This window comes from Mycobacterium sp. (genome assembly GCF_035314905.1).
Lineage (GTDB): Bacteria > Actinomycetota > Actinomycetes > Mycobacteriales > Mycobacteriaceae > Mycobacterium.
Genome location: NZ_DATFYW010000100.1, coordinates 1 through 25872, shown reverse-complemented (window position 1 = coordinate 25872; position 25872 = coordinate 1). Strand labels below are relative to the sequence as shown.

The following is a 25872-nucleotide window of genomic DNA, read 5'->3' as shown; positions in this document are numbered from 1 at the left end:
GATGTGCGCCTTCAGCGCCTCGCGCACCGTGAAGCCGGCCAGCGGTCGGGGCGCCGCGATGCACAGCCGCTCGGTTACTCGGGTGCCGCCCTCGATTGGCTCGAAGGTCACCCTGCCGCGCAGACGTACGCCGGGAAATTGGCGCGCCTGAAAAGTCACGCCACCCGCCGCGGGTACCGACAGCCGGGCCGAGTAGACGGTCGGAATCGTGAACGGTCCCAACGGGACACGATCACGAACCCGGTAGCTTTGCGCGTATCCGTCCGCCCCCTCATTTCGCGCGGTTGAACGCACGGCGACCACGAGCGGGTGGACGTGCTTCATGTTGTTCAGATCCGCATAGAAACCCCGGACGGTGTCCGGCCCGGCGGGCACCTCCTCGTTCAGCGTCTGCTCGGCATGGGCGGTCCACCAACTCACGAACGACAACCATAATCGCCGGCGTCGAAACCGACGTCTTGGGCCACTACGACCCTGCGTTTGCTCGGGACGACTTCGTCGACATCATCCTCGAGAGCGGCTGGCCCGAGTATGGCGAGGCTTACCGGTGGCCGCCCACATGGCCGCCACCGTATCCGTACCCCCCGAAGTAGTCGCCCTCCCAGTAGAGGTACTGCGGGCCGAACTGGACCGGCGTCGAGTCATTGATCTGCACATTGCCGGGCGAGGAGCAGACGGTGCCGACGCCCGGAGCGGTGGTGCAGGACTGATCGCCGCTGTCGGTGGCCAGCGCGGCGGGGGCCGCGATGATCGCGACTGCAGCTCCCGCAGCTGCCACCAGCGGTGTGACGTAATGGAATTTCATTGGTGTGTCTCCTTTTTGATGTGTTGGTGTTAGAGCCGGGAGAGGTGTCCGATTCCGAAGACCAGCAGGCCGGCTGCGCCGCCGACCAGCAGTTGGCGCGCACCGGACCGGAGCGCGCTTCGGCCGTTGAGCAACCCGATCACGGCGCCCACGGCGAACAACGCCAACCCGGCCAGCACGACCGCGGCGATCAGTGCGGCGCGACCCGACCCGAACAGGTACGGCAGCACGACCACCACAGCGCCGAGCCCGAATGCGAACAGGCTCGAGACGGCCGCCGACCATGGTGAGCCGAGCTCGTCGGGATCCAGCCCGAGCTCCTCGCGCGCCATCGTGTCCAGGGCGACCTCGCGGTCCTTCATGATCGCGGCGGCCGCCTGCTCGGCCTGCTCGCTGTCCAAGCCTTTGGCGCGGTAGATCAGCGCCAGTTCTTCGGCCTCCGCGTCGGGGTCGTCGCGCAGTTCCATCGCCTCGAGCTCGATTTCGCGCTCGTAGGCTTCCCGTTGACTCCGCATCGAGATGTACTCGCCGGCCGCCATCGAGAACGCTCCGGCCAGCAGGCCTGCCAGACCGGCGAACAGCACCACACTCGCGGCCGCCCCGGAACCGGCGAAGCCCATCACCAGTGACGTGTTCGACACCAGGCCGTCGTTGACGCCGAACACTGCGGCACGCAGTGCGCCGGACCGGTCACCGCGGTGCCAAGGCTCACGTGTGCGCAGGGCGGCGCGGTCGCCGGATTCGCGCAGCCGGGTGAGTACTCGGGCATGGGAACGTTCGTCGGCGGCCATCGCCACGGTGGCGTCGATGTCGCCCTGATAAAGGGAGGCGTCGGCCTTCTCCGCCCGCTCCAGATAGGGCAGCACGGAGTCGATGGACAACCGGCGGGCCAGCCACGACAGCGCCGCTGTGCGGATACCGCGGCGCCCGGGCCCGGGCACTGGCTCACCGAGCTCGGTGAGTTTGGCGGCCCAGTGTGCCGCGTGCTTACGCTCCACCGCGGCCAGCTCGGACAGGACCTCGCGCCTGTCGCCGGCGGCCGCGTCTGCAAGCCCGGCGTACAGGTCTGCGCTACGCCGCTCGGATGCGAGCAGGCTGCGAAAGCGGCTCGATGGGTTGGCATCTCGGCTCATCGCCGGAACCCTCCTCAGTTGTCGTCGGGGTTGACCGCACGGAACACCCGGCCGGCATCCTGAACGGTCACGGGCATGCTCGTTACGCCCTAAAAACTGAACGTCTAGTTTTCATAGGGAATAACGCGGTATCCGGTGCGTTTGAAGCCTGCCCGGCGTGTGACGTCCCTCTCAGCGGGCAAGACCGCGCATGGCCACATCGACGATGTGGTCGGCGCTCACGTCGTCGAGCGCAGCGTGTCCAGCGACCAAGCGATACATCGCCGGGCCGAATATCAGGTCGATCGCTACCTCGGGATCGACGTTGGGCCGCAGCTCCCCGCGTGCGACGCCGCGATCCCAGATCGCGCGCACCAGTTGCCGCCGAGAACCGATGAGGTGGTCACGCAGCTCCGCGCCGATCTGCGGATCGAACTGCGCCTCCCCGATGAGTTGGGCGTACGCACGGCCGCTCTTCCCCGTGTAGAAGTGCATCAGGCCCCGCAGCGCCTGGCGGAAGTCTTCGCGCGCGGAACCGGTGTCGGGGTCGGCCGATTCGACCGCCATCTCCGACAGGAACGCCTCGACCGCAACGGCGTACTTGTTGGGCCACCACTTGTAAATGGTCGCCTTGCTCACCCCGCTGCGGCTGGCGATCTCGTCGGTGGTCATGGCGCGCAGCCCGACCTCGTCGATCAGTTGCGAGGTCGCCTGCAGCACGGCCAGCCGCGACCTTTGGCTTCGTGGTCGGCCTGGACCGGTTACGGGCTGATCCTGCGCCATCTGTCACCCTTCCGACAAATACTGAACTTAGCGTTCATTATTATGGCGTTCCGGCTGGGCGTTGGCGCAGAGGTGAGGATTCCGGCATGCCGCGCCGCGCGGTGATCCAAGCGCGACCGGCGGGCCCGGGGTGGCCGCTATCGGAGCAGTCCGAGGACCTCGCGGATGGCGGGACCTGACAGGGCTGACTTGGGCAGGAAAGCCACCGCCGGGCTTGTCGCGATCAGTTCCGCGAAGTCTTGCTCGCCATGGGTGGAGATCAATATCACCGGCGGTGTCGCCCCGGGGGTCTGCAGATGAAGTTGCTCGACAAAGTCGAAGCCACTCTCCCCGCCTAGGTCGATGTCGACAAGGGTGACATCGGGCCGCAATGCCTCAACGCACCGCAGCCCTGCTGAGCAAGACCGCGCCGCACCGACCACCCGGATTCCGTGGCGCTCGAGCAACCCCGCAGCGGCATCGAGGAAATCCGGATTATCGTCGACGATCACACATCGCAACCGATCACCAATTGGCACGAGTCCAGTGTTGCGGATACGGCTGTCGTCGACATGCAGGCCAGCAGGAAACCCATCTCCGACCCGTCGACATGCAGCCGGTCGAGCCGCCAAGCCCGCCTGGCGGCCAAGTCTTGATCGTGGGCCGGCATTCGTGTGCGGCATCGCGGGTGCCTGATAGCAGGTAGACGCGCATTGCGGCCAGCAGGGGCGGGCAACGGGTGTCAGCGGTGCAGACGCCGGCCAGTCTACGCGCAATTGTTAAGGGACAGAGTCCGATACGTCGAAAGGGGCAGCGCGTGCTTGACACCCCGCCGCCCGCAGAATCCGGCGTTGCCGCAGATCTCAGTGCTCGGTTCGAACGCGACGTCACCCCGCTCATCGGCGCACTCCACCGTCAAGCTCTGCGCATGAACCACAATCCTTCTGACGCGGAGGATCTCGTGCAGGACACCCTGGTGAAAGCATTCGGCGGCCTTCACGCGTTCCGGCCGGGCAGCAACTTGAACGCTTGGCTGCACCGGATCCTTGTCAACACCTACATCAGCGACTACCGCAAGAGGCAGCGCCGTCCGGCACAGTACCCGACCGAGCAGATCACCGATGTCCAGTTCGCGGCAAGTGCGCAGCGCAGCGCAACCGGCCCGCACTCCGCCGGGGACCAGGTATTGCGGGCACTGCCGGACACCGACATCAGGGCGGCCATGCAGGCACTGCCCGAACAGTTCCGCACGACGGTGTACTACGCGGACGTCGCGGGCTTTCGTTTCAAGGAGATCGCCGAACTCACCGACGCACCGATTGGAACCGTGATGTCGCGCTTGCATCGCGGACGAACCCAACTTCGCCGACTCCTTGCCGAGGTCGCCACGGATCGAGGCTACCGACGAGCATGGCTCGTCCCGCAAACCGCATGAGCCATGCCCGACCCGACAGTGCAAAGAACCGCAACACAACCCACACACGGGGATTGAGAATGACTGACACACAACCGAAGCCGACAACCACAGACGCGGGTATCCCCGTGCCGAGCGACGAGCATTCGCTCACCGTGGGTCAGCGGGACCTCCCCGCAGATAACCATCCCTCTCACCGCCCCGTGAGCCGATCTAGTCCGCGTTGCTGCGATAAGTCTGCATATAGCGGCGCAGTCGATCCGGATCGTTCGCTCGATCGCGTTCAGCCAGGACCCGCTGGACCGTGCCCGGCGGGTATTCGTGTTTGACGAGCCGGCTCTCAGCCGACTGATCGATGTACGCGGCCGAGTAGATCAGCGCCAGCACCAGCCCGCAGATCAGCGCCGCCCCGGTGATCCAGCCGAATCCCAGCACCAGCAACAGCACCAATTCGAGCGGCGCCACCTGCACCATGACACGCACGACCTGGCGGAGCCAGCGGGTGCGGGAGGTCAGATCGCGCAGCACCCATTCGCGGTAGCACGGACCGAGCCGGCCGCCGAATGTGTACCAGATCCAGCGCAGCGGATCCGGGCGACGTCGTTGATCATGATCCGACGCGCTGAGTTGGGTCGGGGCGGGGTGCCGCGTCATCTCTTCATCTCCGCGTCGAGGGCGCCGGCCGCCAGCGCGGCCGCGTTGATTCTGCTGAGTACCTTGTGCAGATGCTCGAGCTCGGCTATGTCGACGCCGAGCCGTTCGACCACCGCGGGCGGAATCTTGAGCGCCCGGCGGCGCAAGCTGCGGCCGGCGGGCGTCAGCTCCACGTGCGTGGTCCGCTCATCGGCCGCGTTGCGCGACCGTGTGATCAAGCCCTCTGCCTGCAGCCGCTTCAGCATTGGCGACAGCGTCGCCGAATCCATCTGCAGGAGTGCGGCTATGGCCCCGACCGACAACGGTCCTCGGCCTGTCTTGGCGTTATCCCACAGCGTCAGCATCACGAGATACTGCGGATGGGTCAGCCCGAGCGCCTCGAGCAGCGGCCGGTACACCGCGAGCACCGCGCGGTTGGTGATCGCCAACGCGAAACACACCTGGCGTTCCAGGGCCAGAGGATCGACGTCTTCAGCGAGTGCGTTGGCCATGCAGCGAGCATAGCAGACTATTGAGGGTACTAACTATTAGTGTACAAGGTTTTCGCAGTGGCGGCGGCTTGTCCTCGATCGCCGTAGGTGGGCCGATCCCTTCCAGACGGTGTATGCCGGCGCTTTATCCGGAGTCGAGAAAGGTGATGACTGATGACTGCGCGCACCCGGCGGTGGTCGTCGTCCGTCTCGGGCAGGTTGAGTTTGGTCAGGATGCTACGGACGTGTTTTTCGACTGTGCCCTCGGTCACCCATAGCCGCCGTGCGATGCCGGCGTTGGAACGGCCCTCGGCCATTAACGCCAAGACTTCCAGCCACGTCCGGCGACTCTTTCCGCACCAACGCGAGCAACTCCACCGCGTTACCGGCTTGGCCGACGACCGTGAAGCCGGAACGGTCCAGCAGGCTCGCCAAACCCTCGCGCAGCAGGGTTTCGTCGTCGGCCACCACTGCGCGCAATCCGGCAGGCGCCGAGCCGCCACCGTCGGGCGGGCCGCCGTGAGCGGTGCTCGTGTCGGGCGCCACCGTGTTCCTTCCGAAAGCCGTGCCACTGGTGAGTACTGTCCCGCCGCCGTTGCCGGCTACGGAAGAATCCCGGCCACCCGGCACTGAGCCTGAACTGCCTCGGCGTGGGCGTCGTGCCGACCGGACGCGGCGCGACACCAGTCGCGCGCGGCCGCACCACACGCGTGCTCCAGTGCCCCGCCCATCGAACTCGCGATCGAGACGTTTACACAGCCGTCGCTCGAGGAGTGGCTGGTGAACGCCCAGATCGCCGCCCCGGCGGCGATGAGTGCCGCGACGACGCCCGTTGCTATCAACATGACGCGGCGTTCGCGACGCGTGAGCGCGCCGGTCGGTGGCGTCTTGCCCCTGTTGACCGTCGGCGACTCCTTCGTCCGGCGTAATCGATCGAATCCACAATAAGGGCATTCTGGCGGTAAGGCTGACAATGCAGTTTCACACTTCGAGGATTCCGATCGCACTCGCGGCACCTGCGGAATATCATTTTGCTGTGAGCCGCGCCCGGTTAGCCGCTCACGCGGTGGCGATTGTTGTGGCCGCGGCATTGACCATGGTCTCGGTCGGTGTCGCCAACGCCGACGTCTGCGGTGGCTTCGGCCCCGGGATCGTGGGTCCCGCTAACTGTGGCCCCACGAATGACACCAACACGGGCGGCGATGGATCGCAGTCGGACGACGCCACGTGGCCCCCCGGCCTTGACTACGGCTCGGACGGTGGGGGCGGAGGCACCCCCGCCTCACCGATCGTGCCGGTCGCGTCAGCTCCTTAGCGGGTGCGCACGTCTAATCCCGGGCTCCTGCGGTCGCCATCTTCTGGAGGTCGGATGCCTTGATCCCGCCCTTCTGCTCGCCGTCGCGGCGCTGCGACTTGATGGCGACGTCGTGGCCCTCGACCTGCTTCCGCAGCGCGCTGACCGTGCAATTGTCGCGGCCACCCAGCACCGGGAAGGGGTCGTAGTGGTAATGCTTCATCGCGTTCAGATGGGTGATCTTGTCGATGTTCTCGTCGCTGACCCCATCGATCGACTGGGCAAAGACTTCCGGCGACTCCGGCCAGTTGGAGTCTGAGTGCGGGTAGTCGCACTCCCATGTCACCATGTCCGTGTCGAGAGCCTCGAGGCTCGCCACCCCGAATTTGTCGTCGATGAAGCACGTCAGCACGTGCTCGTTGAAGACCTCGCTGGGCAGCTTGTTGCCGAAGTCCTGACCGGTCCAGGCGTGGTGGCGGTCGTAGTTGTAGTTTATCCGCTCGAGGAAGTACGGGATCCAGCCGATCCCGCCCTCCGACAGCGCGACCTTCAGGTCGGGGAACTTCCGAAGCGTCGGCGACCACACCAGGTCGGCCGCCGCCTGCACGATGTTCATCGGCTGCAGGGTGATCATCACATCCATCGGAGCGTCCGGCGAGGTGATCGTCAGCTGAGAGGACGAGCCGATGTGCATGCACACCACCACCGATTCCTCGCTGCAGGCGTCCCACACCGGATCCCAGTGGTCGGAGTGAATCGAGGGCCAACCCAGCTTCGACGGGTTCTCGCTGAATGTCAGTGCGTGACAGCCTTTCTTCGCAACGCGCCGCACTTCGGCCGCGAAGGCTTCCGGGTCCCAGATCGCTGGCAAAGCACACGGAATGAACCGGCCCGGATGGCTGCCACACCACTCGTCGATGTGCCAGTCGTTGTAGGCCTGCACCATTGCCAGCGCGACGTCCTTGTCTTCGGTACGGGCGAAGAGCTGTCCGCAGAACTGCGGGAACGACGGGAAGCACAACGATCCCAGCACCCCGTTGGCGCTCATGTCCTTCACGCGCTCGTTGTGGTCGTAGGTTCCGGGGCGCAGCTGCGTGAACGAGGTCGGCTCGATCCCGTACTCCTCCTTCGGGCGACCGGCGACGGCGTTCAGCGCGACGTTCATGACGGTCTCGCCGTTGTACCTCCACACGTTCGTGCCGTCCGGATTGGTGATGAACTGCGGCGCAAAGTCAACGTACTTCGATGCCAGCCGACCGTCGAAGAGGTCCGGCGGCTCCACCACGTGATCGTCGACGCTTACCAAGACCATGTCGTTGACGTTCATTCCCAACCTCTTCCTCCGCTCGGTGACAATTATTGTAAAAACAACAACAATGGCCCATCAAGGTGTCAAGACGGCAGGTACACGCCACCGTGCGCGACGAGGACTATCGACTTCGTCGCGGGGCTACAACCTGCAACATCGTCACTCGGCGTGGTCGCGGGCGCTCGGAGAATCACCGCAGCGCGTTCGCGAGGTCTGCGAGAATTTCCGCTACCCGGGTGGCGGCGGGCACGGCGTCGACGACGGGACGTACGGTGTCGCGCAGGTAGCCCAATGCCTCTTGCCTGCAACCGTCGCCGATCGATGTCCGCAGGCCGGCAACCATCGACGCGAGTCGCTCGGACTTCGGGTGCAGATTTTCGACCGCGCTGGCCAGGACCTCGACCAACTCCCAGTCGCGGTACAGTGCGATTGACCGCTCATAGAAGGCAAATCCGCTCACCGGCCTTCCTCGCATCGTGCCGCGATAGCGGTACGGGCCTTCCATGTACTCGATCGGCAGGGCGTGTGCCGGCGCCTCCACCAACGGTTCGCCGGTCAGCTCGAGGTCGAGCTTCCGTGAGGTCAGCCGGTGTCGGTCCGGCATGTACCGCGCCGCGGCGAGAGGCGGGACCAGCGTGGGCACCGACTCCGGCCAGCGCACATAGCTGAGAACGCTGACCTCGATGTCTTCGGCGCATTCGGGTTCCGCGCCGGTTTCGGCCGGGCTGGTCGTCGCACCGGAGAAGGGTTGCAGGGCATTGCGATTCGTCCGGTCGAATTGCCGCCAAATACTCAGGTCGACACCGTTGTCGAGGTTGATGGTGCGCCACTCGTGAGCACGCGCGCGGGGATCACCGCCGGTTCCGCCCCCGCCTGCGTACCGCGGGAACCACTGCCGATCGACGTGGCCCGCACTGCCGCTGACGGCTTCTTCCACCGAACCCCATCGCAGGGTCCCGGTCATCGTCATTCCGGTCTGGAAATAGGAGTACGTGTCCTCCTGCCCGAAGCACGTGATCTTGCCGTTGTAGGACGATGCGCCCACCGGCACCGGCGCACGCGTAGCGCCGACGTGCAGGCGCAGCTCCATTGGATGGCCGCCCCGGTCGGTGCCGACGAGACCGACATCGTAGGTGCACGGGATCAACTGCTGGTCCCCGTCGCGGCAGGTCCGCCACACCGCGGTACCGGCGCCGCTCTGGTATGCCATGTCCAGGTGTCTGACCGCCATCGACAACTTGTGACGCGCCCCTGGGCGCAGATTGGCCGGCGGCATGTCGTAATCGGTGTACGTCCCGTAGGTGCCGGCGCCGAGATCGAACAGCGCGAACGTGTAGAAGTCGGCGACGACGGCGTGCCCGGGACGGTTCTTGTTGAAGATGGTCAGGAACGCGAACTTTCGGCCGGTGTGGGAGCTGGCGAGCTCGCCGGCCAGAAACCACGTGTCCGACTCGCAGTCGGGGTGGTCTGCCTCGGCGGCGGGAAACCGGAATTGCGGGTCGCCGGCCACCACCTGGAACGGATAACGACCCCGGTTGTCCGATTGCCGGGGGTCGGCTGGAGCCTGCAGTTCATCGCCCACAGCAGTCCACTCCGCCTGCCCGCCAAGTCGCTTTTTTGCTATGTTAACAGTAATAGCGAATTCGGCGGGCGACAGGGCGGTGGCGCGCATGAGATCCCCTTCGTATGATCGACTTTTCATCGGAGGCCGCTGGCAGGCGCCATCCACCGGGCAGCGGATCTCGGTCATTTCGCCCCACACGGAGCAGCCGATCGGTGAAGCGCCCGCCGCCTCCCCGGAGGACGTCCACAGGGCGGTGGCCGCCGCCCGGGACGCCTTCGACAACGGTCCATGGCCACGGTTGAGTCCATTCGAGCGGATGGAGAAAGTCGAGAAGCTCGCGGGGGTCTACGCCGGTCACCTGGACGAGATGGCCGACCTGATCACCGCGGAGATGGGATCTCCGCGCAGCTTCAGCAGGCTGGGGCAGGCCGCCGGCGCGGCGTCGCAGATGCACCTGGCGATGGCGACCGCGCGTGAGTTTCCCTGGGTCGAGCGGCGGCAGGGTCTGTTCGGGCAGGTGCAGGTGCGCCGTGCTCCGGTCGGCGTTGTCGGGGCGATCGTGCCGTGGAACGTTCCGCAATTCCTGATCATGCCCAAGCTGATCCCGGCTCTGATCGCCGGTTGCACGGTCGTCGTCAAGCCGGCGCCCGAAACGCCGCTGGACGCGTTGTGGCTGGCTGAGATGCTCGACGAGGTCGACCTGCCTGAGGGCGTGGTGTCGATAGTTCCCGGTGGACGGGAAACCGGGGAAAGCCTGGTCACCCACCCCGGCGTCGACAAGATCGCGTTCACCGGTTCGTCGGCGGTCGGCCGCCGCATCGCGGCGCTCTGCGGAGAGCAGCTCAAGCGGGTCAGCCTGGAGCTGGGCGGTAAATCGGCGGCGATCATTCTCGACGACGCCGACATCGCCCGCACGGTCGCGAGCCTGAAGATGGCGAGCCTGATGAACAACGGGCAGGCATGCGTTGCGCAGACCAGGATTCTGGTCAGCGAACGCCGGCACGACGAGGTCGTCGATGCACTCGCCGACATGGTCGCCGGCCTGCAGGTTGGCGACCCGGCCGACGAGGCCACCGACATCGGTCCCCTGGCCGCGCAGCGCCAGCAGCATCGAGTGCAGGGATACATCCGGTGCGGAGTCGACGAGGGTGCGCGCATGGTCGTCGGCGGCACCGACAACCCGCACGACCGTGGCTGGTATGTCCGGCCCACGTTGTTCGCGGACGCGACCAACGAGATGCGCATCGCGCGCGAGGAGATATTCGGACCGGTGCTGACAGTGCTGAAGTATTCCGACGAGAATGACGCCGTTCGGATCGCCAACGACAGCGACTACGGCTTGGCGGGGTCGGTGTGGACCAGCGACACCGCACACGGGCTCGAAATCGCTGCGGAGATTCGCGCCGGCACCTACGGCATCAATATGTACACGCTGGACACAAGCTGTCCCTTCGGCGGGTTCAAGCAATCCGGCATCGGACGGGAGTTCGGGGCCGAGGGTCTTTCCGAATACGTGGAGCTGCAGTCCACCGTGAGCGCCGGCAAGCTACCGGAGCTGGCCTGAAACGTCGAGGGTGACTTCGGCGGGGCAGCATAGTTCACCCCGCTGGTTACAGACCGTGATGTCGAGGTCGACCAGGTAGCGGGGTGTGCCACCGGATGTGTCGCACCGCTTGTCGATCGCGCGTCCGCGCCCGACCATGGTGTCGCCGGCGTACACCGGCCCCAGCACCGTCATCTTGCGCCGCACCACTCGGCTGTAGGGACCGGCCCAATCAGTTGCAACGCGATCGATGAATCCGGCAAAGTGCATCGTGTTGACGAAAATTGTTCGATGACCGTGGTTTCGGGCGTAGACCGGATCGTAATGACCGGGAAAGTAATCCCACGTCGCCCCGGGGTTCATCACCACCCGCTGGTAGCTGATCTCGTCCACCACCTCCGGAAGGTCTGACGGAACGATGATCTGGTCCCAGGCGATTCTGCGGTGAGATGTCACGGCTGCTTCTCGGGCGTGAAGCGGTACAGCGTGTTTCGGTTGATGGCCATCAGGGCGCCGTCGTCCCGGTGGAAATTGTCGCAGGTCTCGACGAAATGTCCGACGCCCAGCCGTGTTCTCTTCTCTGGTGACACTGCCACGACTTCCTCCACGACGCTGAGCCTGTCGCCCGCCACGATCGGCGTGAAGAATTCGGCATCATTGGAGGCGTTGATGAACGTCGTGCCGGGAAGCGGGACGCGAATCGCGATCGACGGCACCGGCGGTTGGCCGGTTGGCAGCCACGGCGGCGGGATCAGCCAGCCCATCAGCATGCTCGGCGGCGCGACCAGACCACCCCAGACCCGGTGGGCGAACTCGTCGTCCCAGTACGACGGATTTCCGTCGCGGACCATCGACGCGAAGTGCTGGATCCTGGCAGCGCTGACCGCCGTGCCGGCGAATCGTGGTTCGGTGCGCACGCCCACCATCCGCAGCGCGTCTTCATAGCTGCCAAAGGCGAACTCGTAACTGATGTCTGCGGCCACGTCGGCGTCTGGGTGTCAGACCGCAGCGGTGTCGTTGCGTACTACCGGATCCCAGTCCAGCTCTCGCGACGTGAAGTACCAGCCTCCCCGCTCGTAGATCAGTCGGTCGGCGTAGGTTCCGGTGGCGCGCAACTCGCCCCCGCCGAACAGCAACGCGACGCAACGCTGGGTCGCATCGACCCCTTCGACGGAGATCTCGTGGTCGACGGTCACGAGCCGGTGCCCATTGCCGCCGTCGAACGCGGCCCGCAGATCGGAGAACGTCTGCCCGCCACGGACGAACGTCGCTCCGGAGTGCCGGAACGTGGCGATCCAGCCGACGAGGTCTCCCGCGGAATACAACCGATTGTGCCGCGCGGTCAGATCCAGGATCGCAGCGCGCCCGGCCAGCCCGTTCAGCACGTACTGCTGTTGGTAGGTCATGCTCATCGCGTTCTCCCGTCTCGCGGTTTCCGGCTCTTCGCGCCAGCGCTCATCACAGTTTTCTGCTCGTCGCGCCAGCGCTCATCGCCGGCTCAGCATGTAGCCGTGGGCTTCGCGGTCCCAGGCGCCGGCGCCCAGACCCCTACTGCGCAGCACGTCCTTGCGCACCCGCCCGATCACGTTCTTCGGTAGTTCGTCGAGAATTTCCAGGTACCGCGGCACGCAGAAGTACGGCATGCGGGCCGAACAGAAATCCAGCAACTCGGTGTAATCCAGGGTTTCGTGCGGCCGCAGGGTGACGACGACCAGAATGTCGTCCTCCCCCAGCTCACTGGGGATACCCACCGCCGCGGCCTCCAGCACGGCGGGATGGCGCATGACCGTGGCCTCCAGCTCCACCGACGAGACGTTCTCCCCACGCCGGCGCAGGGAGTCCTTGACGCGGTCGACATAGGTCAGGTTGTGGTCAGCGTCCAGCCTGCCCAGATCACCCGTGCGGAACCACTCCGGATGCGGATCGATCCCGAGGCCGGACTGCCCGGCGGCCGCCGACACATACCCCTCGCTCATTACGTGCGGCGACGTTGGCCGGCAGACGATCTCACCGATCTCGCCGGGTGTGACGTCCTGTCCCGCGTGGTCGACGATGCGCACGTCGAACGCCGGATTGATCCTTCCCGATGTCCCCGGCACGCCGTCATCGACGACGGCCTTGACCGCGATAGGGAAGGCCTCGGTGAGCCCGTACATCGTCACGACGCGGCAGCCGTAGCGCTGCTCGACCCCGCGGTATATCTCGGCCGCGATCGGCGCCGCCGAGATGAATCGCAGCGGAAGGTCGGCGTCGCGAGGGTCGGCTGGCTGATCCCACAGCATCGACACCATCGCACCCGCGCCGGCGAAACCGATTGCGCCGCAATCTCGTACCTCGTCCCACACGCGAGTTGGATGAAACCCGGCCGCGAGCACGCTCGTCCCGCCCACCAACAGAGGCGCCAGAACCGTGGGTGCCGCGCTGAGATGAAAAAGCGGCATGGCGGTCCACAGGACGTCGCCCGAACCGAACTCCCACGCCGAGGCGGCGGTCGCGGCGGCGCAGAACAGGTAGTGCCAGGTCGCGGCAACCGCTTTCGATGGCCCCGTGGTGCCCGACGTGAAAAACAGGGCGGCGACGTCTTGCGGCTCGGCCGCGGCGACCCGGGGCGCTTCGGGCGAGGCGTTCCCGAGCAGGTCGGCGAGCGACTCCCCCTCCACCAGGACCGAATTGAGTGTCTTGACGTCGTCTGCCACCTCCCGCACGTAGGCCCGCCGGGCCGGATCGGTGACGATGACCTTGGCGCGCGATAACTGCAACGCGTGGCTGAGGAACTTGCCTTTGTTGGCCGCATTCACCGCGGCGGTCACCACCCCGATTCGCGCGGCACCCAGCCAGAAGTACACCCACTCGGGACAGGCGCCGGTGAAAAGCGCAACGGTCTCACCCCGGTTCACCCCGAGTTCGGCCAGCACATTGGCCCCGGCGCACGAGCGGTCGCGCATCTGGGCGTAGGTCACCGGCGTGCCGGCGATCGACATCATGACGCGGTCGGGGAACTGCTCGGCACGCAAGTCGAGCACGGCCGCGACGGCGAATTGTTCGAGACCGAACGCCGCAGGACCTGACGCCTCGTCGCGTCCGGCTTGCATCACGCGCGCGCGGCCGCCGGGTCGGGCGCGCCGTCGGCGGTGTAGCCGAAATCCTCCGGCGACGGCTCTGCGCCCGGGTAGAAGCGGTGCGCCCACCGGCGAAGCGCGGCGTAGTCCCGCGCCTCCTCGGGGGCCAGGTTCGGCTTGTCGAGGTATTTCATGTTCTCCCAGGTGAAGAAGTCTTGCTTGATGACTTCCTGCTGCAGCGCAAAGAACCTCGCCGCGCGGCCGGCCGGTTTGTCGCCCGAGTCGCCGGGTTCGCGCACCGAAGCCTGGGTGTAGAAGTAGTCGGTGTAGTCCTCGTCCACCGGGGTCTGGCCGGTGACCTGGACCGTGGCGACGAGCTCCGAGGGGAAGCGGACGATCCCCAGCCCCAGCGAATAGTTGTCGTAGACGATCTTCGCGTCCACGGGCCCGTCGGGCGTCAGCCATGTCTTGGCCCGTCCGCCACCGAAATTCGCATTCACGGTCGCGTGCAGGTGATACCCGCTGACCTCGAACGACGCCGTGTTCGCGGGGCTGTCGGCCTTGTGCACATACTGCACGTGGTAGGGATCGGCGGCGTTTTCGATGATCATCTGGACATGCACCTTGACCCGGTTGAGCATCCGGGTATGCGGGTGCAGCGGGTAGTACTCACCGGTTTCGAGCTCAGGCAGCACCGGTGGCTGCCAGTAGGGCGCCCGGCCGTGGCGCTCATGCCACACCAGGACGAAGCCGTACCACTCCGTGGTCGGGTACGTGCGGATCCGCACGTTCTGCTTGCAGCCGATCTTGCTGTACGGGATCAGCGCATTGGTGCCGTCCCCGTTCCAGTGCCACCCGTGCCACGGGCAGACGATCTGTTCACCCTCGACCGTCCCTCCGACCGCCAGATTGGCACCGAGGTGCTGGCAATACGCGTCCAGCACGTTGATGCGCCCGGATTCGGTGCGGAAGATCACCAACTCCTCACCGAAATAGTGGGCCCGCTTCACCTGCCCGGGGGCTAACTCCGAGGCGAACCCGACGATGAACCACCCCGTCGGGAACCGGTAGTGCGACAAACCGATCCCGCTCGGACCGAACTCGCGTTCCGACGGATCGATGGTCGAGTCCGAGACTGTGTCCGTCACTGTCTCCTCCATTCCCCGACGCGGAAAATTGGCTCCTCAGCGCTGATGCAACCGAAGCGTACGCCCGATACGCGCGCACAATCCGGCAGTTCAACGACTCACGCGTTGCGTATCTTTATTATTTTAGGCAGTCTAGGCCAAGGTGGTTCCCCGGCCCGCCGGGCGGGAACCCAGCGCGGACGCAAGGATGGCGCATGACCACGACCGCTCCAGTCGACCTCTCGGATTTCGCGCTGTGGCGGAACGGTTTTCCCGACGAACTGTTCGCCGAACTGCGCCGCGATCGCCCGATCTTTCACCACGAACTCACCGACGGCGTGGCCCGGACCGTGCAGCGCGATTTCTGGATGACGACCAAGCATCACCACGCGGTGCGCATCCACCGCGACACAGATTCGTTCACCGCCGTCGACGGTCCGCTCATCCAGGGCGTGGGGCCCGTCGCCTCGTTTCCGACCATCATCAACATGGATCCGCCCGACCTGACGAAGCGGCGCAGGGTGATGTCCCACGCCTTCACCCCGCGCGCCATCAGCAGGCTGGAGGAAGGCATTCGGGCACGGGCCGCGTCGATGATCGACCGGCTACTCGCCGTCGGCGGCGGCGATTGGATCGCTGATGTGGCCGACGTGCTCCCGATGACGGTCATCGGCGACATCATCGGGATTCCCGACGAGGATCGGCCGCACATCTTCGACACGCTGGATCGCATCCTGAAGGCCAACTCGCCGGAGGCGCGGTTGACCGAGCAGCAGCACCTCGAGCTCTTCGGCAGGATCTTCTCGTATGCGCTCGAGCTCACCGCGGAGAAACGGCGCAACCCGGCCGATGACATCTGGAGCACGCTCACCTCGGCGGTGATCACCGGCGAGAACGGCGAGCAGCTGTCGCTACCCGCCAACGAGCTGGAGATCTTCTTTTTCGTGCTGGCCTTCGCCGGCAGCGACACCACGAAGAACGCTCTGGCCGCCGGCCTCCAGGCATTTGTCGCCAACCCCGGGCAGATCGAGCGGTATCGCGCCGACGAGCAGGTGCGGTCCAGCGCCGTGGAAGAGGTGCTGCGCTGGTCGACGCCGGTCACCTACTGGACGCGCAGCGCAAAGGTCGACGTCGAGATGGACGGCCTCACGATTCCCAGGGGTGATCGGGTGGTGTCGATGCTGCGGTCGGCCAATCGCGACGAGGACGTCTTCGCCGAGCCGTTCGTCTTCGACATCGGCCGCACGCCCAACCCGCACGTGGCGTTCGGCGGCGGCGGTCCTCACCATTGCCTCGGCGCGATGCTCGCGCGTGCCGAGATCCGCGCGGTGTTCGATGAGCTGCTCGTTCGCGCCGAGGACATCAGCCTCGGACCGCCCAAGGTGGCCTACCCGAGCCTGGTGACCAACATGTACATCTTCGATGCGATGGCGGTCTCGCTGACGCCCCGCTAGGCGCGTCAGCAGCCGAGCTGGCCCGCCAGATCGAGCAAGTCACGGGCGTTGACGTCGAACTCGTCCCCGTAGCTCACGTCGACCGGGCCCCCGGCGCCCAATTCCAGCGGCCGGGCAACGAAGGCGGTCTGAAATCCGAGGCTGCCGGCGGCACGGATGTCGTACTTGTGACAGGCCACCATCATGATCTCGGCGGGCTGCAGACCAAGATAAGTGGCGGCCATCCGGTAGGTGGCCGGATCGGGCTTGAACGCGCCGGCCATCTCCGCGGCGAATATCGCGTCCCAGGGCAGGCCGGCCCGCTTGGAGATGTTCACTACCGCAGATACATCCGCGTTCGACAGGGTGGCCAACGTGAACCTTCTTTTCAGCCGAGTCAGGCCCGGGACCACGTCGGGCCACGGCTCGAGGCGCTGCCAGGCCGAGGTGAGCTCGTCGCGGTCGGTGTCGGGCCAGTCGGTGATTCCGTATTGGCCCAGCAAAGCGTCCAGTGCCTGTCGGTACACCGCACCCACCGAGACCCATGTGGTGCTGGCGCTTGCCGCCGCGTCCAGCGCCGCAACATACCCTTGCCGCCAGCGCCGCACGAATCCCGCCCAGTCGACCCGCGGGTGGCGACCGGCGTCTATTCGCTGCGCCTCGTCGCGCACGGTCGAATGGAAATCCGTGGCGGTCCCCTGCACATCGAATAACAGTGCTGTTGGCGGCATCTCTTCGAATAACAGTGCTGTTGGCGGCATCTCTTCTAGAGACCTTTCGGACGGGCGCCGATCACCGCTTGGGCGGCTAGCCGGTCGAGATCCTCGTCGGCCAGTCCGCACAGCGTGGTCAGCACTTCCCTGTTGTGCTCGCCGAGCCTGGGAGCGGCACGAAACAGCCACTTCGCCGCGCCGTTGAGCCGGGCGAACGGCGGGCACGGGTACCAGCCGGGACCGGTGCGCGGATGGTCGAGCCGCTCGAAGAATCCACGGTCACGCAGCTGCGGGTTGTCGGTGACCGACGACGGCGACACCACGGCCGCGACAGGCACGCCGACAGCGGCAAGACGCTCGACGACATCGTTCAGTTCTTGCGCGGCGAACCACTCGCCCAGGCGGCGGTCGATCTCCTCCGCGCGTTCGCGGCGGTGCGCAATCGTCGCCACCCGGGCGTCGTCGGCCCACGACGGGCTACCCATCACCCGCACCAGCGCTCGCCACTCGGTGTCGGTGGCGACCGTCAGGGCGATCCAGTCGTCCTCGCCGGCGCATTGGTAGATGTTCTGCGTAGCACTCGTGTGGCCGCGGTTGCCCCGCCGTTCCAGCGTCACCCCGAAGACCTCGGATTCGATTGGCTGCGCGGCGGTCACGTTGAGCACGGTCTCGATCATCGGCAGCTCGACGAGCTGGCCGCGGCCGGTGCGCTCGGTGAACTCCACCGCCGCGACAAGCGCGAACGCGGCGTGGACTCCCGCCAACGGGTCGCAGGCGCCGCGCGGTGCGACGGGCGGCCCGTCGGGTGATCCCGTCACCCACGCCAGGCCGGCGATCTGCTCCATGGTGGGCGCAAAGCCGACGCGGTCGCGCCAGGGGCCCTCGAGCACGAACGCAGGCATCCGGACCACAACGAGGCGGGGATTGCGCGCGAGCAGGGTGTCGGCGCCGAGCCCGAACTGCTCCATCACCCGTGGCGAAAAGTTCTCGATCACCGCGTCGGCCTGGCGGATCAGCTCCATCAGCAGGCGGACCCCGTCCTCGGATTGCAGATCCAGCGTCACCGAGCGCTTGTTGGTGTTCACGCCCTGGAACAGCCAGCCGTACTCCCACCAATCATCGACGTCGGTGCGCATTCCGCCCGAGTACCGGATGCCGTCGGGGCGCTGTATCGACTCGACCTTGATGACGTCGGCTCCGAACGCCGCCAGGGCGTGCGTCGCCGACGGACCCGCCCAGAACGCGGTCAGATCGACCACCCTCACACCATCGAGCGGCAGCCCGGCAGACGATGCGGGGCCTGCTGATTGCCTTGGCTGCCAATCGATGTCGTGGTCGGCGTCGCCCACGGTTGGGGCATGCCGGATCGCGGCCGGTTGTGCGGCCGACATCAGCCACGGGGTGCGCGGCTGGTGGAAGCCGGCGGGATTTGACACGAACACTCCCCGCTCGCGCATGTACTCCATGTCAGGAATCGTCGAGCCGTTGCCGAGCGGGGCGATCGGCAGCCGGTACAGCTGGCCCAGCTCGACGATCTCGGCGACGGTGCGCTCGCGCAGCCACGGACCGATCAGCTCCCGTATCCGGTCGCGATGCTCCCAGCGGCCCAGTTGGAACCGGAGCTCGGGAAGCTCGGTGAGTTCGGGGCACTCCACCATGGCCGCGAAGTCAACCCACTGCTGTCCGGTGACCATCGTGATGCCGACGTAGCCGTCCTTGGCCGGCTCGATCGACGGGACCTCGACGGAACGCCTGATCGGGGGCACCCGCATCAGCTGCGCATGCAGCCATTCGCAGCTCTGCATCAGTGTCATCGCTTCCAGCATTGACAAGTCGAGGTGCTCGCCACGGCCGCCCCGGCGTACGCCGCGACGAACCGCCAGCACCCCGTATGCGGCGAACGCGCCCGCCATGTACTCCCCCAGCTCGCCGCCGATCGAGATCGGCGGCCCGGCCGGGTCGCCTCGGAAGCCCGTACAGCCCGACCAGGCCTGCAACGTGAACTCCGTCGCGGTGCGCTCCGACCAGGGACCGGTCCATCCGAAGTCGGAGATCGTCACGACGACACAGTTGGGTGCGATCTCCAGCAGCCGCTGCGGGTCGATGCCGCGCGCGAGGGCTGCCGATCGGGTGGCGGTCACGATCACGACGTCGGCCGGGGTGAGCAGCTCCTGCCATCGGGTCGTCACGCTGCGTTTGCCCGCGTTCAGATAGCTGAACAGCGGCGCGTCGGTCCCGTCCTTCGGCTCCGCACCGGTAACGGTGAAGCGGCGCAACGGGTCTCCCTCGGCCGGCTCCACCTTCAGGACGTCGGCACCCGCGTCGACCAGCAGCTTGCCGCAGTACTCGCCCGCGATCCGATCGCTGATCTCGAGGACGCACAGATCCTCCAGCGGAGTGCGTGCCACGTCGCTCACGCACAACCTCCCCGGTTTCTTTATGATCTTAGTTACTTTTGACGGATAGCGTTCCGGTAAACCCCGACACGGCGATCACCCACTGTTAAGATTGTTAAGACAACTGGGTGTCGTGGCCGCAGCGCCGCCACACCCATCCACCTTTGATGCTGGACGCGATGACAACGCTCGGAATCGGCCCGGAGGCTCGACGCAGGTTGTCCGCGCGCAGGATCGCCGAGATCGTCGCCGATGAGTTGCGCAGGCAGATTATCGACGGTGAGCTGGCCGACGGCGACCTGCTGCCGCGCCAGGAGGTGCTCGTCGAGCAGTTCAACGTCAGCCTGGTGTCGTTGCGGGAGGCGCTGCGGATCCTCGAGACCGAGGGCCTGGTGTCGGTGCGGCGCGGCAACCGCGGTGGCGCGATCGTCCACGCGCCGGCGAAGGCGAGCGCTGCTTACATGCTCGGGCTGTTGCTGCAAAGCGACTATGTGCCGCTGGGCGATCTCGGCACGGCGCTGCAGGAACTCGAGCCGATCTGCGCGGCCATGGCGGCTCGGCGTCCCGACCGTGCGGATACCCTGATCCCCAAGCTCAAAGAGATCAACGAGTCGATGGCCGCGCACATCGATGACGGGGCACGCTTCACCGAGATCGGGGGACAGTTCCATGACGAAGTGGTGCGCAATTGCGGCAACCACACGATGATCGCGGTGGTCGGCAGCCTGGAGACGCTGTGGACGAGCCACTTGCAGCAGTGGGCTGAGGAGACCGCGGCGCGCGGCGAGTATCCGTCGATGAGCAAGCGTCGCATCGCGCTGAACACACACAACAAGATGACCGACGCGATCGAAGCCGGCGATGCCGAGCGCGCTCGCCGGCTGGCCGCGCGGCATCTGTCCGACACCAGAACCTACTTCCTGGCCGGCGATCCCGAGCAGCGGATCGTCGCCTTGTCGCCCCAGGCGTTGGCGCGACGCCGCCGTTGACAGGTGCATCGCGTGCGAACGGCGTTGATCACCGGGGGCAGCGGCGGCATTGGAAAGGCGTGTGGGCGCAAGCTGGTTGAGCTTGGCTATGACGTGGTGCTGACAGCGCGGCGCGAGGCGCCGCTGCGTGCGGCCGCAGCGGAGATCGGCGCGCGATACGTCGTCGCCGACGCAACGGAGCCCGAGGCCTTCGAGCCGGCGGTGCGTGCGGCCGGTGCAATAGACCTCCTCGTGCACGCCGCCGGGATACTCGGCGGAACCTATGTCCGCAAGCAGAGTTTCCAGCAGTGGCGCGCGACGATTTCAGCCAATCTGGACTCTTGTTTTGTCGTCACCTCCGCGGCGCTGCCCCGGATGAAAGCGGGTTCGCGCGTCGTTTTCATCTCGTCGTCTGCGGCCCACGAACCGATGCGCGCGAGGACCGCCTACTCGGCATCGAAGGCCGGAATGAACGCGTTCGCCCGTGCACTGGCGCTCGAAGTCGACCGCGATGGCATCAATGTCCACATCGTCACGCCGGGGCCGGTCGAGACCGACCTGCTGCAAGACGTTCCGTTCGAGATGTATGCGATACGTGCGACAGATGTCGCCGAAGCGGTGGCGTGGTTGGACACCGTCGACCCCTCGGTCGACCTGCCGGAGATCAGGCTCAACGCGATCACCCGCGGGCCCGCGGCGCGCGAACCGGTGGTCCCGCTCGAAGTTCAGCGGCGCGCGACGAAGTCCGCGAACCACGGATAGAACCGCATCCATGGCTACTTTATTATTTTCACCGAAGAGCCGACCTCGAGGGATATCCGAACTGCCCATGTTGCTCGATGCAGCCCCGCACCAGGTTTTCGGTGCGAGTGTCTGAAGGCGAATTGGCCGGGGCCGCATCCCTGCCCGCCGACGCAGTGCCCTACGGGTCACAGCTGCACCGGCGTGCTCTCGCCGACCCCGGCGGCATCGGGCTGGTCACCGTCGCACCCGACGGCTCGGAGCAGGGACTCACCTGGGAGGAGCTGGATCGTCGCGCCAACCAGTGGGCGCGGGCGTTGACCGGGGCTGGCGCGCGGTTCGGTTCGCTGGTCGCGCTGGCCATTCCGAATTCGCAGGACCTGGTGCTGAGCACCCTGGGCTGCTGGAAGATCGGAGCGGTGCCGGTACCGATGCGGTGGGACATCCCCGAGTGGGAACGAACGAGGCTCCTCGACGTCATCAAGGCCACTGTCGTCATCGACCAACAGAACCGGCCCGCAGTTGCAGCCGCCGCGACCCGCCTGCCGGCCGACCCCCTGCCCGAGGTGGTGTCACCGACTGTCAACGGAATCTGCAGCAGCGGATCGACCGGTCTGCCCAAGGTGATCCTCAACATGGCGCCCGCGATCTGGACACCCCAGCACGGCGAACCGTTTCTCGCGCACTGGGCCGAGGTGTCCCAGCCGCAGGTCATCCTCGTGCCCGGGCCGATGTATCACACCAACGGCTTCAACACCCTGAACTACCTGCTCGGCGGCGACCGGCTGATCGTGATGGAAAAGTTCGGCGCCGAAACAGTTCTCGACGCCATCGACCGTCACCGCGTCACGAACTTCACCGCAACGCCGACGATGCTCAAACGCATGGCGGCAGTAGCCGACGTGGAAACCCGCGACCTCTCGAGTGTGGAGTGGATTCTGCAGGGGGCCGCGGTGATGCCACCCGCCTTGCTGCACAAATGGTTCGAGCTGCTGAGCCCGGAGCGCGTCCTGATGGCATACGGCATGACCGAGAACCTGGGCCTTACCGCGTTGCGCGGCGACGAGTGGCTGCAGCACCCCGGAAGTGTGGGTCGCGGCTTCCGCGACACCGAGGTCCGCATCCTCGGCGAGGACGGCGAGCCGGTGCCAACGGGTGAACTCGGCGAGATCTACCTCCGCGCGCCGATGAGCGCGGGATACCGCTACCTCGGCGGCGCGCGCCCGTTGTCCTCGACTGAGGACGGGTTCCATTCTGCCGGCGACATCGGCCGCCTCGACGCGGACGGCTACCTCCACATCGCCGACCGGCGCACCGACATGATCGTCACCGGCGGGGCGAATGTGTATCCCGCGGAGGTGGAATCGGCGCTCGCCGAGCATGGTGACATCGCAGACGTCGTCGTCCTGGGGTTGTCGGACCCGGAGTGGGGCCGCCGCGTCCACGCGGTCGTCCAGCCGGCCGATCCGTCCAATCCCCCCACCGAGCAGCAGGTCATCCGATACGCGAAGAGCCGGCTCGCCGCGTACAAGGTCCCCAAATCCGTCGAATTCGTCGAGGAAGTGCCCCGCACCGCGGCCACAAAGGTGAACCGGTCGGCGATGATCAAGGATCGCGGCGGCTGACTGAGCCGGGCCGTCATTCCGGGTGGCTGACGTCTTCCCCGCTCAGGTAGACCTGCGACTCCATCTGGTGGAAGATCCGATACTGACCGCCGCGGCGGACCAGCAGCCAGGTGATCCAGCTGGCGCCGGTGCGCGCGAGGTCTGACTCCCTGCCCTTCAGGCGCCACCGACTGAGCAGCACAGCACGCACGATCGAGTCGTCCACCACGTCGCACGCGTGCAGGCTCGACGAGATCGACGCGGTCTTGAGCCTGCTGCTGACCCGGGCCCAGTGCCTGTCGAGCTCGTCGGCACCGACGAGCGGCGCCGCGTATTCGTCGCCGAGATAGATCGGCTGAGGTGTGTCGTGCTCCCAAAGCGCAGCCACCGCAACAAAATCCAGGCCGGTCCACCGCTTGTCGTATTCGGCCACCAGATCTGTCAGGGCCGCCGCGACGGCGTTACGGTCAGACGGCAGGGACACCGACGCCCGGCTGTTCTCCGGGGAGCGCCTTGACCGTCGACGGCAATCCGTAGAGGGCGGTGGCGTTGCCGCGCATGATGCGCTCGCGCTGGTCCGGAGGGAACCGGTTGACCGCCCAGGCAGGCGAGTCGTAGCTCCAATGCGGGTAGTCGGTCGAGAACATGATGTTGTCGCCGAGATCCATCATCTGCATGTAGTCGCGGAAATCGCCGAGCTTGACGTCCTCGAGCGGCTGGGTGGTGAACCGCACGTGTTCGCGCACGTACTCCGATGGCCGGCGGCGGACATGCGGCAGGTCGCTCTTTCGGTGCTCCCAGATCCGGTCCATGCGCCACATCACCGGCATCGCCCACGTGAAGCCACCTTCGACGAAAACGATCCGCAGATCGGGATGCCGGTCGAACGCGCCGTCGAACACCAGACTCATCAAGTGCGACACGTACAGCAGCGGCCAGGACGCGAAGAAGTCATGCCAGTGCGCTGGGTTTCCCACCGGGTAGAGCGGAATGAGTTCGAACGGTGTCTGGCCCATCAGATGGGTGGCGACCGGAAATCCGTTGCGCGCCGCGGCTTCGTAGAGCGGATCGAAATGCGGGCTGCCGAACGGGATGCCACGCGTCTGCGGCGTCATCAGCACCTGCGCCATGTAGGGGTGCCCGGCCCACTCCTCGATTTCACGTGCGGCGTCTTCGGGCACCTGCGCGCTGACGCTGATCGATCCCCGCCAACGTCCGTGCCAGTTGTTCTTGTCCAGCCACACATCGGCGAGCCAGTCGTTGTAGGCGCACTTCAGCACGTTTTCGGCCTGCGGCAGCTGCGCGTCGCACATCGGGCCCAGCGTCGCGATGCTGACCCCGGCATCGAGCAGTAATTGCTTCGCGGCGAAGTCCGGATCGCTGCCGGCCATACCCCCTCCGGGCGGGGTTGCGTCGACGCGCAGCGACATCGTCTTGTAGGAGTCCGGTGTGTCGTAGAAGTGCGGGATCGGCGCGACCGCATTGCGTGTCGGCCACACCTTGTCTCTCCACGCGGCGGGCGCGTAGGACTTGAGTACCTCGGCCGACACCGGCAGCGGATGCACGTCGGTGTCGACGATCGTGACCTCGATGTCTTGCAATGCGACATCGTCCTTCTCGCGTTCCACGGTGGTCATGGGGCACTTCCTTCAACTTCCATTGCGACCCCGTACAGGTCACTTGCGTTACGCCACAGTACTTTTTCGCGCTGCTCGCCGCTGAGCCCCGCCACGACGGACTCCGGCGCCGCCGTGGACCAGTGCGGGTAACTCGATCCGTACATCAGCAGGTCGGCCTTGTCGGTGAAGTCCAGCCACCGTTCGGCGTGATTCTCTTCGGTAGGCCCGTCGAACGCCGACGAACAGAACCGCACGTGGCCGCGCAGGTACTCGCTCGGATAGCGGTCGACCCACGGTGTTTGGTCACGCATGGATACCCAGAAAGTGTCCAGCCGCCACATCAGCGGGGTCAGGATGTCATAGCCGCCGTCAGCGAACACGAACCGCAGATCCGGATGGCGCCCGAAGACTCCCTCGATGATCAGTGTCGCCAGGTGCACGAAGGAGTTCAGCGGCATGAACGCCGCATAGCCGGGATAGGTGTGGGCGTGGCCTGCGAACGTCGGCGGATGGTCGACGCCGTTGCCGCCATTTATGTGCACTGCCACCGGCAGCCCATGCGCCGCGGCCGCCTCCCAGATCGGCTCGAACACCGGCTTGCCGTACGGCTCGCGCGACTGCACGGGCACACCGACCTGCACCATCTTGGGATGGGCAGCGAGCCTTTCGATCTCGGCCACAGCGCCCTTGGGGTCCTCGGGGTTGACTCGGATCGTTCCCCGCAGGCGCCCGCTCGTGTCGGCGTCCAACCAGTGATCCAGGAGCCAGTCGTTCACCGCTGCGCAGATTCTGCTGTTGAGCAGGTAGTCGGCGATGTTGCCGCGCGTCAACGGGTTGAGGATCGCATGAGCCGCGCCGCCCTCTTCGAACAGGTTCCGGCACAACGTTTCCCGGTCAGAACCCGGGTAGTGGTCGCCGTAGAGATCGTGCCGGTAATCCCCGCCGGGGGCCTGGTACCACTGCTGCTCGACGTCGGGGATCGCGCGCAGCTTGTACGAAGGCGGAAGGTAGCGGCGGATTTCGGCGTTGTACCGGAAGTGCGGCTGGACGTTGGCGTCTATGACGGCCTGCGGGGTGTTCATGCGGTGAGGTACACCTCCCCGCCGGTGACGTCGACCTCGTAGGTGCGGACGCGCTTGCGCGGGTCGGCAACGGTCCGTCCCGTGGTGATGTCGAACTCCCATTGATGCCAGGGGCACCGCACGATACGCCCGGCGCGCACGTGGCGAAGCTGGCCGGGCACGTCGGGAGCAAACTCGTTGGTGCCTCCGACAAACCCCGTGCA

At 66.2% G+C, this 25872-nt stretch carries 28 protein-coding genes and 1 pseudogene; 6 read left to right on the top strand and 23 right to left on the bottom strand.

What is annotated here, in order from left to right:
* From VKG81_RS08500 to VKG81_RS08475, 6 genes are all read right to left on the bottom strand, one after another.
* Positions 1-420: SRPBCC family protein (locus VKG81_RS08500; protein ID WP_324395429.1), on the bottom strand; the 420-nt coding region annotated here is incomplete at its 3' end.
* A gap of 121 nt (positions 421-541) precedes the next feature.
* Complete coding sequence (locus VKG81_RS08495) at positions 542-805, bottom strand: hypothetical protein (protein ID WP_324395427.1); 264 nt, start codon at positions 803-805, stop codon at positions 542-544.
* Between the two features lie 29 nt (positions 806-834).
* Positions 835-1938: a VIT1/CCC1 transporter family protein gene (locus VKG81_RS08490; protein WP_324395425.1), complete on the bottom strand. Its 1104-nt coding sequence runs from the start codon at positions 1936-1938 to the stop codon at positions 835-837.
* Between the two features lie 171 nt (positions 1939-2109).
* Positions 2110-2637, bottom strand: a complete 528-nt coding sequence (locus VKG81_RS08485; RefSeq protein WP_324395423.1) for a TetR/AcrR family transcriptional regulator — start codon at positions 2635-2637, stop codon at positions 2110-2112.
* Between the two features lie 200 nt (positions 2638-2837).
* Positions 2838-3191, bottom strand: a complete 354-nt coding sequence (locus VKG81_RS08480) for a response regulator (RefSeq protein WP_324395422.1) — start codon at positions 3189-3191, stop codon at positions 2838-2840.
* Positions 3188-3328, bottom strand: coding sequence for a hypothetical protein (locus VKG81_RS08475; protein WP_324395420.1), 141 nt, complete (start codon positions 3326-3328; stop codon positions 3188-3190). Before VKG81_RS08475 ends, VKG81_RS08480 begins: the two co-directional genes overlap by 4 nt.
* A gap of 147 nt (positions 3329-3475) precedes the next feature.
* On the opposite strand from VKG81_RS08475, the gene VKG81_RS08470 reads away from it, so the two are divergent.
* Positions 3476-4114, top strand: a complete 639-nt coding sequence (locus tag VKG81_RS08470; RefSeq protein ID WP_414685201.1) for a sigma-70 family RNA polymerase sigma factor — start codon at positions 3476-3478, stop codon at positions 4112-4114.
* A 192-nt stretch (positions 4115-4306) separates the two neighbouring features.
* On the opposite strand, the gene VKG81_RS08465 is transcribed toward VKG81_RS08470, so the two are convergent.
* The 6 genes and pseudogenes from VKG81_RS08465 to VKG81_RS08440 all read right to left on the bottom strand — a co-directional run bounded on the left by VKG81_RS08465 (position 4307) and on the right by VKG81_RS08440 (position 9402).
* Positions 4307-4747: a DUF5313 family protein gene (locus VKG81_RS08465; protein ID WP_324395418.1), complete on the bottom strand. Its 441-nt coding sequence runs from the start codon at positions 4745-4747 to the stop codon at positions 4307-4309.
* On the bottom strand, positions 4744-5238 hold the full coding sequence (locus VKG81_RS08460; protein WP_324395416.1) for a MarR family transcriptional regulator: 495 nt from the start codon (positions 5236-5238) through the stop codon (positions 4744-4746). The genes VKG81_RS08465 and VKG81_RS08460 overlap by 4 nt, the downstream gene beginning before the upstream one ends.
* 149 nt (positions 5239-5387) lie before the next feature.
* A pseudogene (locus tag VKG81_RS08455) lies at positions 5388-5697 on the bottom strand (response regulator transcription factor); the annotation flags it as partial.
* A gap of 122 nt (positions 5698-5819) precedes the next feature.
* Positions 5820-6062: a hypothetical protein gene (locus VKG81_RS08450; RefSeq protein ID WP_324395414.1), complete on the bottom strand. Its 243-nt coding sequence runs from the start codon at positions 6060-6062 to the stop codon at positions 5820-5822.
* A gap of 483 nt (positions 6063-6545) precedes the next feature.
* Positions 6546-7838, bottom strand: coding sequence for an amidohydrolase family protein (locus VKG81_RS08445; protein ID WP_324395412.1), 1293 nt, complete (start codon positions 7836-7838; stop codon positions 6546-6548).
* Positions 7839-8010: 172 nt separating this feature from the next.
* On the bottom strand, positions 8011-9402 hold the full coding sequence (locus VKG81_RS08440) for a lipocalin-like domain-containing protein (RefSeq protein ID WP_324395411.1): 1392 nt from the start codon (positions 9400-9402) through the stop codon (positions 8011-8013).
* 88 nt (positions 9403-9490) lie between these two features.
* Here VKG81_RS08440 and VKG81_RS08435 point away from each other — a divergent pair, with 88 nt between their 5' ends.
* Positions 9491-10948, top strand: coding sequence for an aldehyde dehydrogenase (locus VKG81_RS08435; protein WP_324395409.1), 1458 nt, complete (start codon positions 9491-9493; stop codon positions 10946-10948).
* On the opposite strand, the gene VKG81_RS08430 is transcribed toward VKG81_RS08435, so the two are convergent.
* The 5 genes from VKG81_RS08430 to VKG81_RS08410 form a co-directional block, all read right to left on the bottom strand.
* The gene (locus tag VKG81_RS08430) at positions 10931-11383 is read right to left on the bottom strand and encodes a MaoC/PaaZ C-terminal domain-containing protein (RefSeq protein ID WP_324395407.1); all 453 of its coding nucleotides are present in this window, start codon (positions 11381-11383) and stop codon (positions 10931-10933) included. The genes VKG81_RS08435 and VKG81_RS08430 overlap by 18 nt on opposite strands.
* Positions 11380-11853, bottom strand: coding sequence for an FAS1-like dehydratase domain-containing protein (locus VKG81_RS08425; RefSeq protein WP_324395433.1), 474 nt, complete (start codon positions 11851-11853; stop codon positions 11380-11382). The genes VKG81_RS08430 and VKG81_RS08425 overlap by 4 nt, the downstream gene beginning before the upstream one ends.
* Positions 11854-11925: 72 nt before the next feature.
* Positions 11926-12339, bottom strand: a complete 414-nt coding sequence (locus VKG81_RS08420; protein WP_324395405.1) for a nuclear transport factor 2 family protein — start codon at positions 12337-12339, stop codon at positions 11926-11928.
* A gap of 75 nt (positions 12340-12414) precedes the next feature.
* Positions 12415-14019 (bottom strand): AMP-binding protein, encoded by a 1605-nt coding sequence (locus tag VKG81_RS08415; protein ID WP_324395431.1) that lies wholly within the window; start codon positions 14017-14019, stop codon positions 12415-12417.
* Positions 14019-15146: a Rieske 2Fe-2S domain-containing protein gene (locus VKG81_RS08410; protein WP_324395403.1), complete on the bottom strand. Its 1128-nt coding sequence runs from the start codon at positions 15144-15146 to the stop codon at positions 14019-14021. Before VKG81_RS08410 ends, VKG81_RS08415 begins: the two co-directional genes overlap by 1 nt.
* Before the next feature lie 182 nt (positions 15147-15328).
* On the opposite strand from VKG81_RS08410, the gene VKG81_RS08405 reads away from it, so the two are divergent.
* The gene (locus tag VKG81_RS08405; RefSeq protein ID WP_324395401.1) at positions 15329-16567 is read left to right on the top strand and encodes a cytochrome P450; all 1239 of its coding nucleotides are present in this window, start codon (positions 15329-15331) and stop codon (positions 16565-16567) included.
* A 5-nt stretch (positions 16568-16572) separates the two neighbouring features.
* Here the strand turns inward: VKG81_RS08405 and VKG81_RS08400 are convergent, their stop codons facing one another.
* Together VKG81_RS08400 and VKG81_RS08395 are read right to left on the bottom strand one after the other, a co-directional pair.
* Positions 16573-17277 carry a haloacid dehalogenase type II gene (locus tag VKG81_RS08400; RefSeq protein ID WP_324395399.1) on the bottom strand — a complete coding sequence of 235 codons (705 nt, stop codon included), beginning with the start codon at positions 17275-17277 and terminating at the stop codon, positions 16573-16575.
* Positions 17278-17312: 35 nt separating this feature from the next.
* Complete coding sequence (locus tag VKG81_RS08395) at positions 17313-19676, bottom strand: CaiB/BaiF CoA-transferase family protein (protein WP_414685200.1); 2364 nt, start codon at positions 19674-19676, stop codon at positions 17313-17315.
* A gap of 158 nt (positions 19677-19834) precedes the next feature.
* Here VKG81_RS08395 and VKG81_RS08390 point away from each other — a divergent pair, with 158 nt between their 5' ends.
* From VKG81_RS08390 to VKG81_RS08380, 3 genes are all read left to right on the top strand, one after another.
* Positions 19835-20644, top strand: coding sequence for a FadR/GntR family transcriptional regulator (locus tag VKG81_RS08390; protein ID WP_324395395.1), 810 nt, complete (start codon positions 19835-19837; stop codon positions 20642-20644).
* Between the two features lie 12 nt (positions 20645-20656).
* The gene (locus tag VKG81_RS08385; RefSeq protein WP_324395393.1) at positions 20657-21385 is read left to right on the top strand and encodes an SDR family oxidoreductase; all 729 of its coding nucleotides are present in this window, start codon (positions 20657-20659) and stop codon (positions 21383-21385) included.
* 107 nt (positions 21386-21492) lie between these two features.
* Positions 21493-22989: a class I adenylate-forming enzyme family protein gene (locus VKG81_RS08380; protein WP_324395391.1), complete on the top strand. Its 1497-nt coding sequence runs from the start codon at positions 21493-21495 to the stop codon at positions 22987-22989.
* Between the two features lie 13 nt (positions 22990-23002).
* On the opposite strand, the gene VKG81_RS08375 is transcribed toward VKG81_RS08380, so the two are convergent.
* The 4 genes from VKG81_RS08375 to VKG81_RS08360 all read right to left on the bottom strand — a co-directional run.
* Positions 23003-23452, bottom strand: a complete 450-nt coding sequence (locus VKG81_RS08375) for a hypothetical protein (RefSeq protein ID WP_324395389.1) — start codon at positions 23450-23452, stop codon at positions 23003-23005.
* Positions 23436-24605, bottom strand: coding sequence for an amidohydrolase family protein (locus tag VKG81_RS08370; protein ID WP_324395387.1), 1170 nt, complete (start codon positions 24603-24605; stop codon positions 23436-23438). The genes VKG81_RS08375 and VKG81_RS08370 overlap by 17 nt, the downstream gene beginning before the upstream one ends.
* Positions 24602-25669: an amidohydrolase family protein gene (locus VKG81_RS08365; protein WP_324395385.1), complete on the bottom strand. Its 1068-nt coding sequence runs from the start codon at positions 25667-25669 to the stop codon at positions 24602-24604. Before VKG81_RS08365 ends, VKG81_RS08370 begins: the two co-directional genes overlap by 4 nt.
* Positions 25666-25872 (bottom strand): Rieske (2Fe-2S) protein (locus tag VKG81_RS08360; RefSeq protein ID WP_324395383.1); only part of this gene is annotated, 207 nt, incomplete at its 5' end. The genes VKG81_RS08365 and VKG81_RS08360, both read right to left, overlap by 4 nt.

Excerpts from the sequence above, each read along its gene's own strand:
- VKG81_RS08390 (WP_324395395.1), top strand. The coding sequence starts at position 19,835 with ATGACAACGCTCGGAATCGGCCCGGAGGCTCGACGCAGGTTGTCCGCG.
- VKG81_RS08460 (WP_324395416.1), bottom strand. The coding sequence starts at position 5,238 with ATGGCCAACGCACTCGCTGAAGACGTCGATCCTCTGGCCCTGGAACGC.
- VKG81_RS08450 (WP_324395414.1), bottom strand. The coding sequence starts at position 6,062 with ATGTTGATAGCAACGGGCGTCGTCGCGGCACTCATCGCCGCCGGGGCG.
- VKG81_RS08365 (WP_324395385.1), bottom strand. The coding sequence starts at position 25,669 with ATGAACACCCCGCAGGCCGTCATAGACGCCAACGTCCAGCCGCACTTC.
- VKG81_RS08435 (WP_324395409.1), top strand. The coding sequence starts at position 9,491 with ATGAGATCCCCTTCGTATGATCGACTTTTCATCGGAGGCCGCTGGCAG.
- VKG81_RS08495 (WP_324395427.1), bottom strand. The coding sequence starts at position 805 with ATGAAATTCCATTACGTCACACCGCTGGTGGCAGCTGCGGGAGCTGCA.
- VKG81_RS08400 (WP_324395399.1), bottom strand. The coding sequence starts at position 17,277 with ATGCCGCCAACAGCACTGTTATTCGATGTGCAGGGGACCGCCACGGAT.
- VKG81_RS08405 (WP_324395401.1), top strand. The coding sequence starts at position 15,329 with ATGACCACGACCGCTCCAGTCGACCTCTCGGATTTCGCGCTGTGGCGG.
- VKG81_RS08415 (WP_324395431.1), bottom strand. The coding sequence starts at position 14,019 with ATGCAAGCCGGACGCGACGAGGCGTCAGGTCCTGCGGCGTTCGGTCTC.
- VKG81_RS08420 (WP_324395405.1), bottom strand. The coding sequence starts at position 12,339 with ATGAGCATGACCTACCAACAGCAGTACGTGCTGAACGGGCTGGCCGGG.
- VKG81_RS08410 (WP_324395403.1), bottom strand. The coding sequence starts at position 15,146 with ATGGAGGAGACAGTGACGGACACAGTCTCGGACTCGACCATCGATCCG.
- VKG81_RS08425 (WP_324395433.1), bottom strand. The coding sequence starts at position 11,853 with ATGGTGGGCGTGCGCACCGAACCACGATTCGCCGGCACGGCGGTCAGC.
- VKG81_RS08465 (WP_324395418.1), bottom strand. The coding sequence starts at position 4,747 with ATGACGCGGCACCCCGCCCCGACCCAACTCAGCGCGTCGGATCATGAT.
- VKG81_RS08490 (WP_324395425.1), bottom strand. The coding sequence starts at position 1,938 with ATGAGCCGAGATGCCAACCCATCGAGCCGCTTTCGCAGCCTGCTCGCA.
- VKG81_RS08445 (WP_324395412.1), bottom strand. The coding sequence starts at position 7,838 with ATGAACGTCAACGACATGGTCTTGGTAAGCGTCGACGATCACGTGGTG.
- VKG81_RS08370 (WP_324395387.1), bottom strand. The coding sequence starts at position 24,605 with ATGACCACCGTGGAACGCGAGAAGGACGATGTCGCATTGCAAGACATC.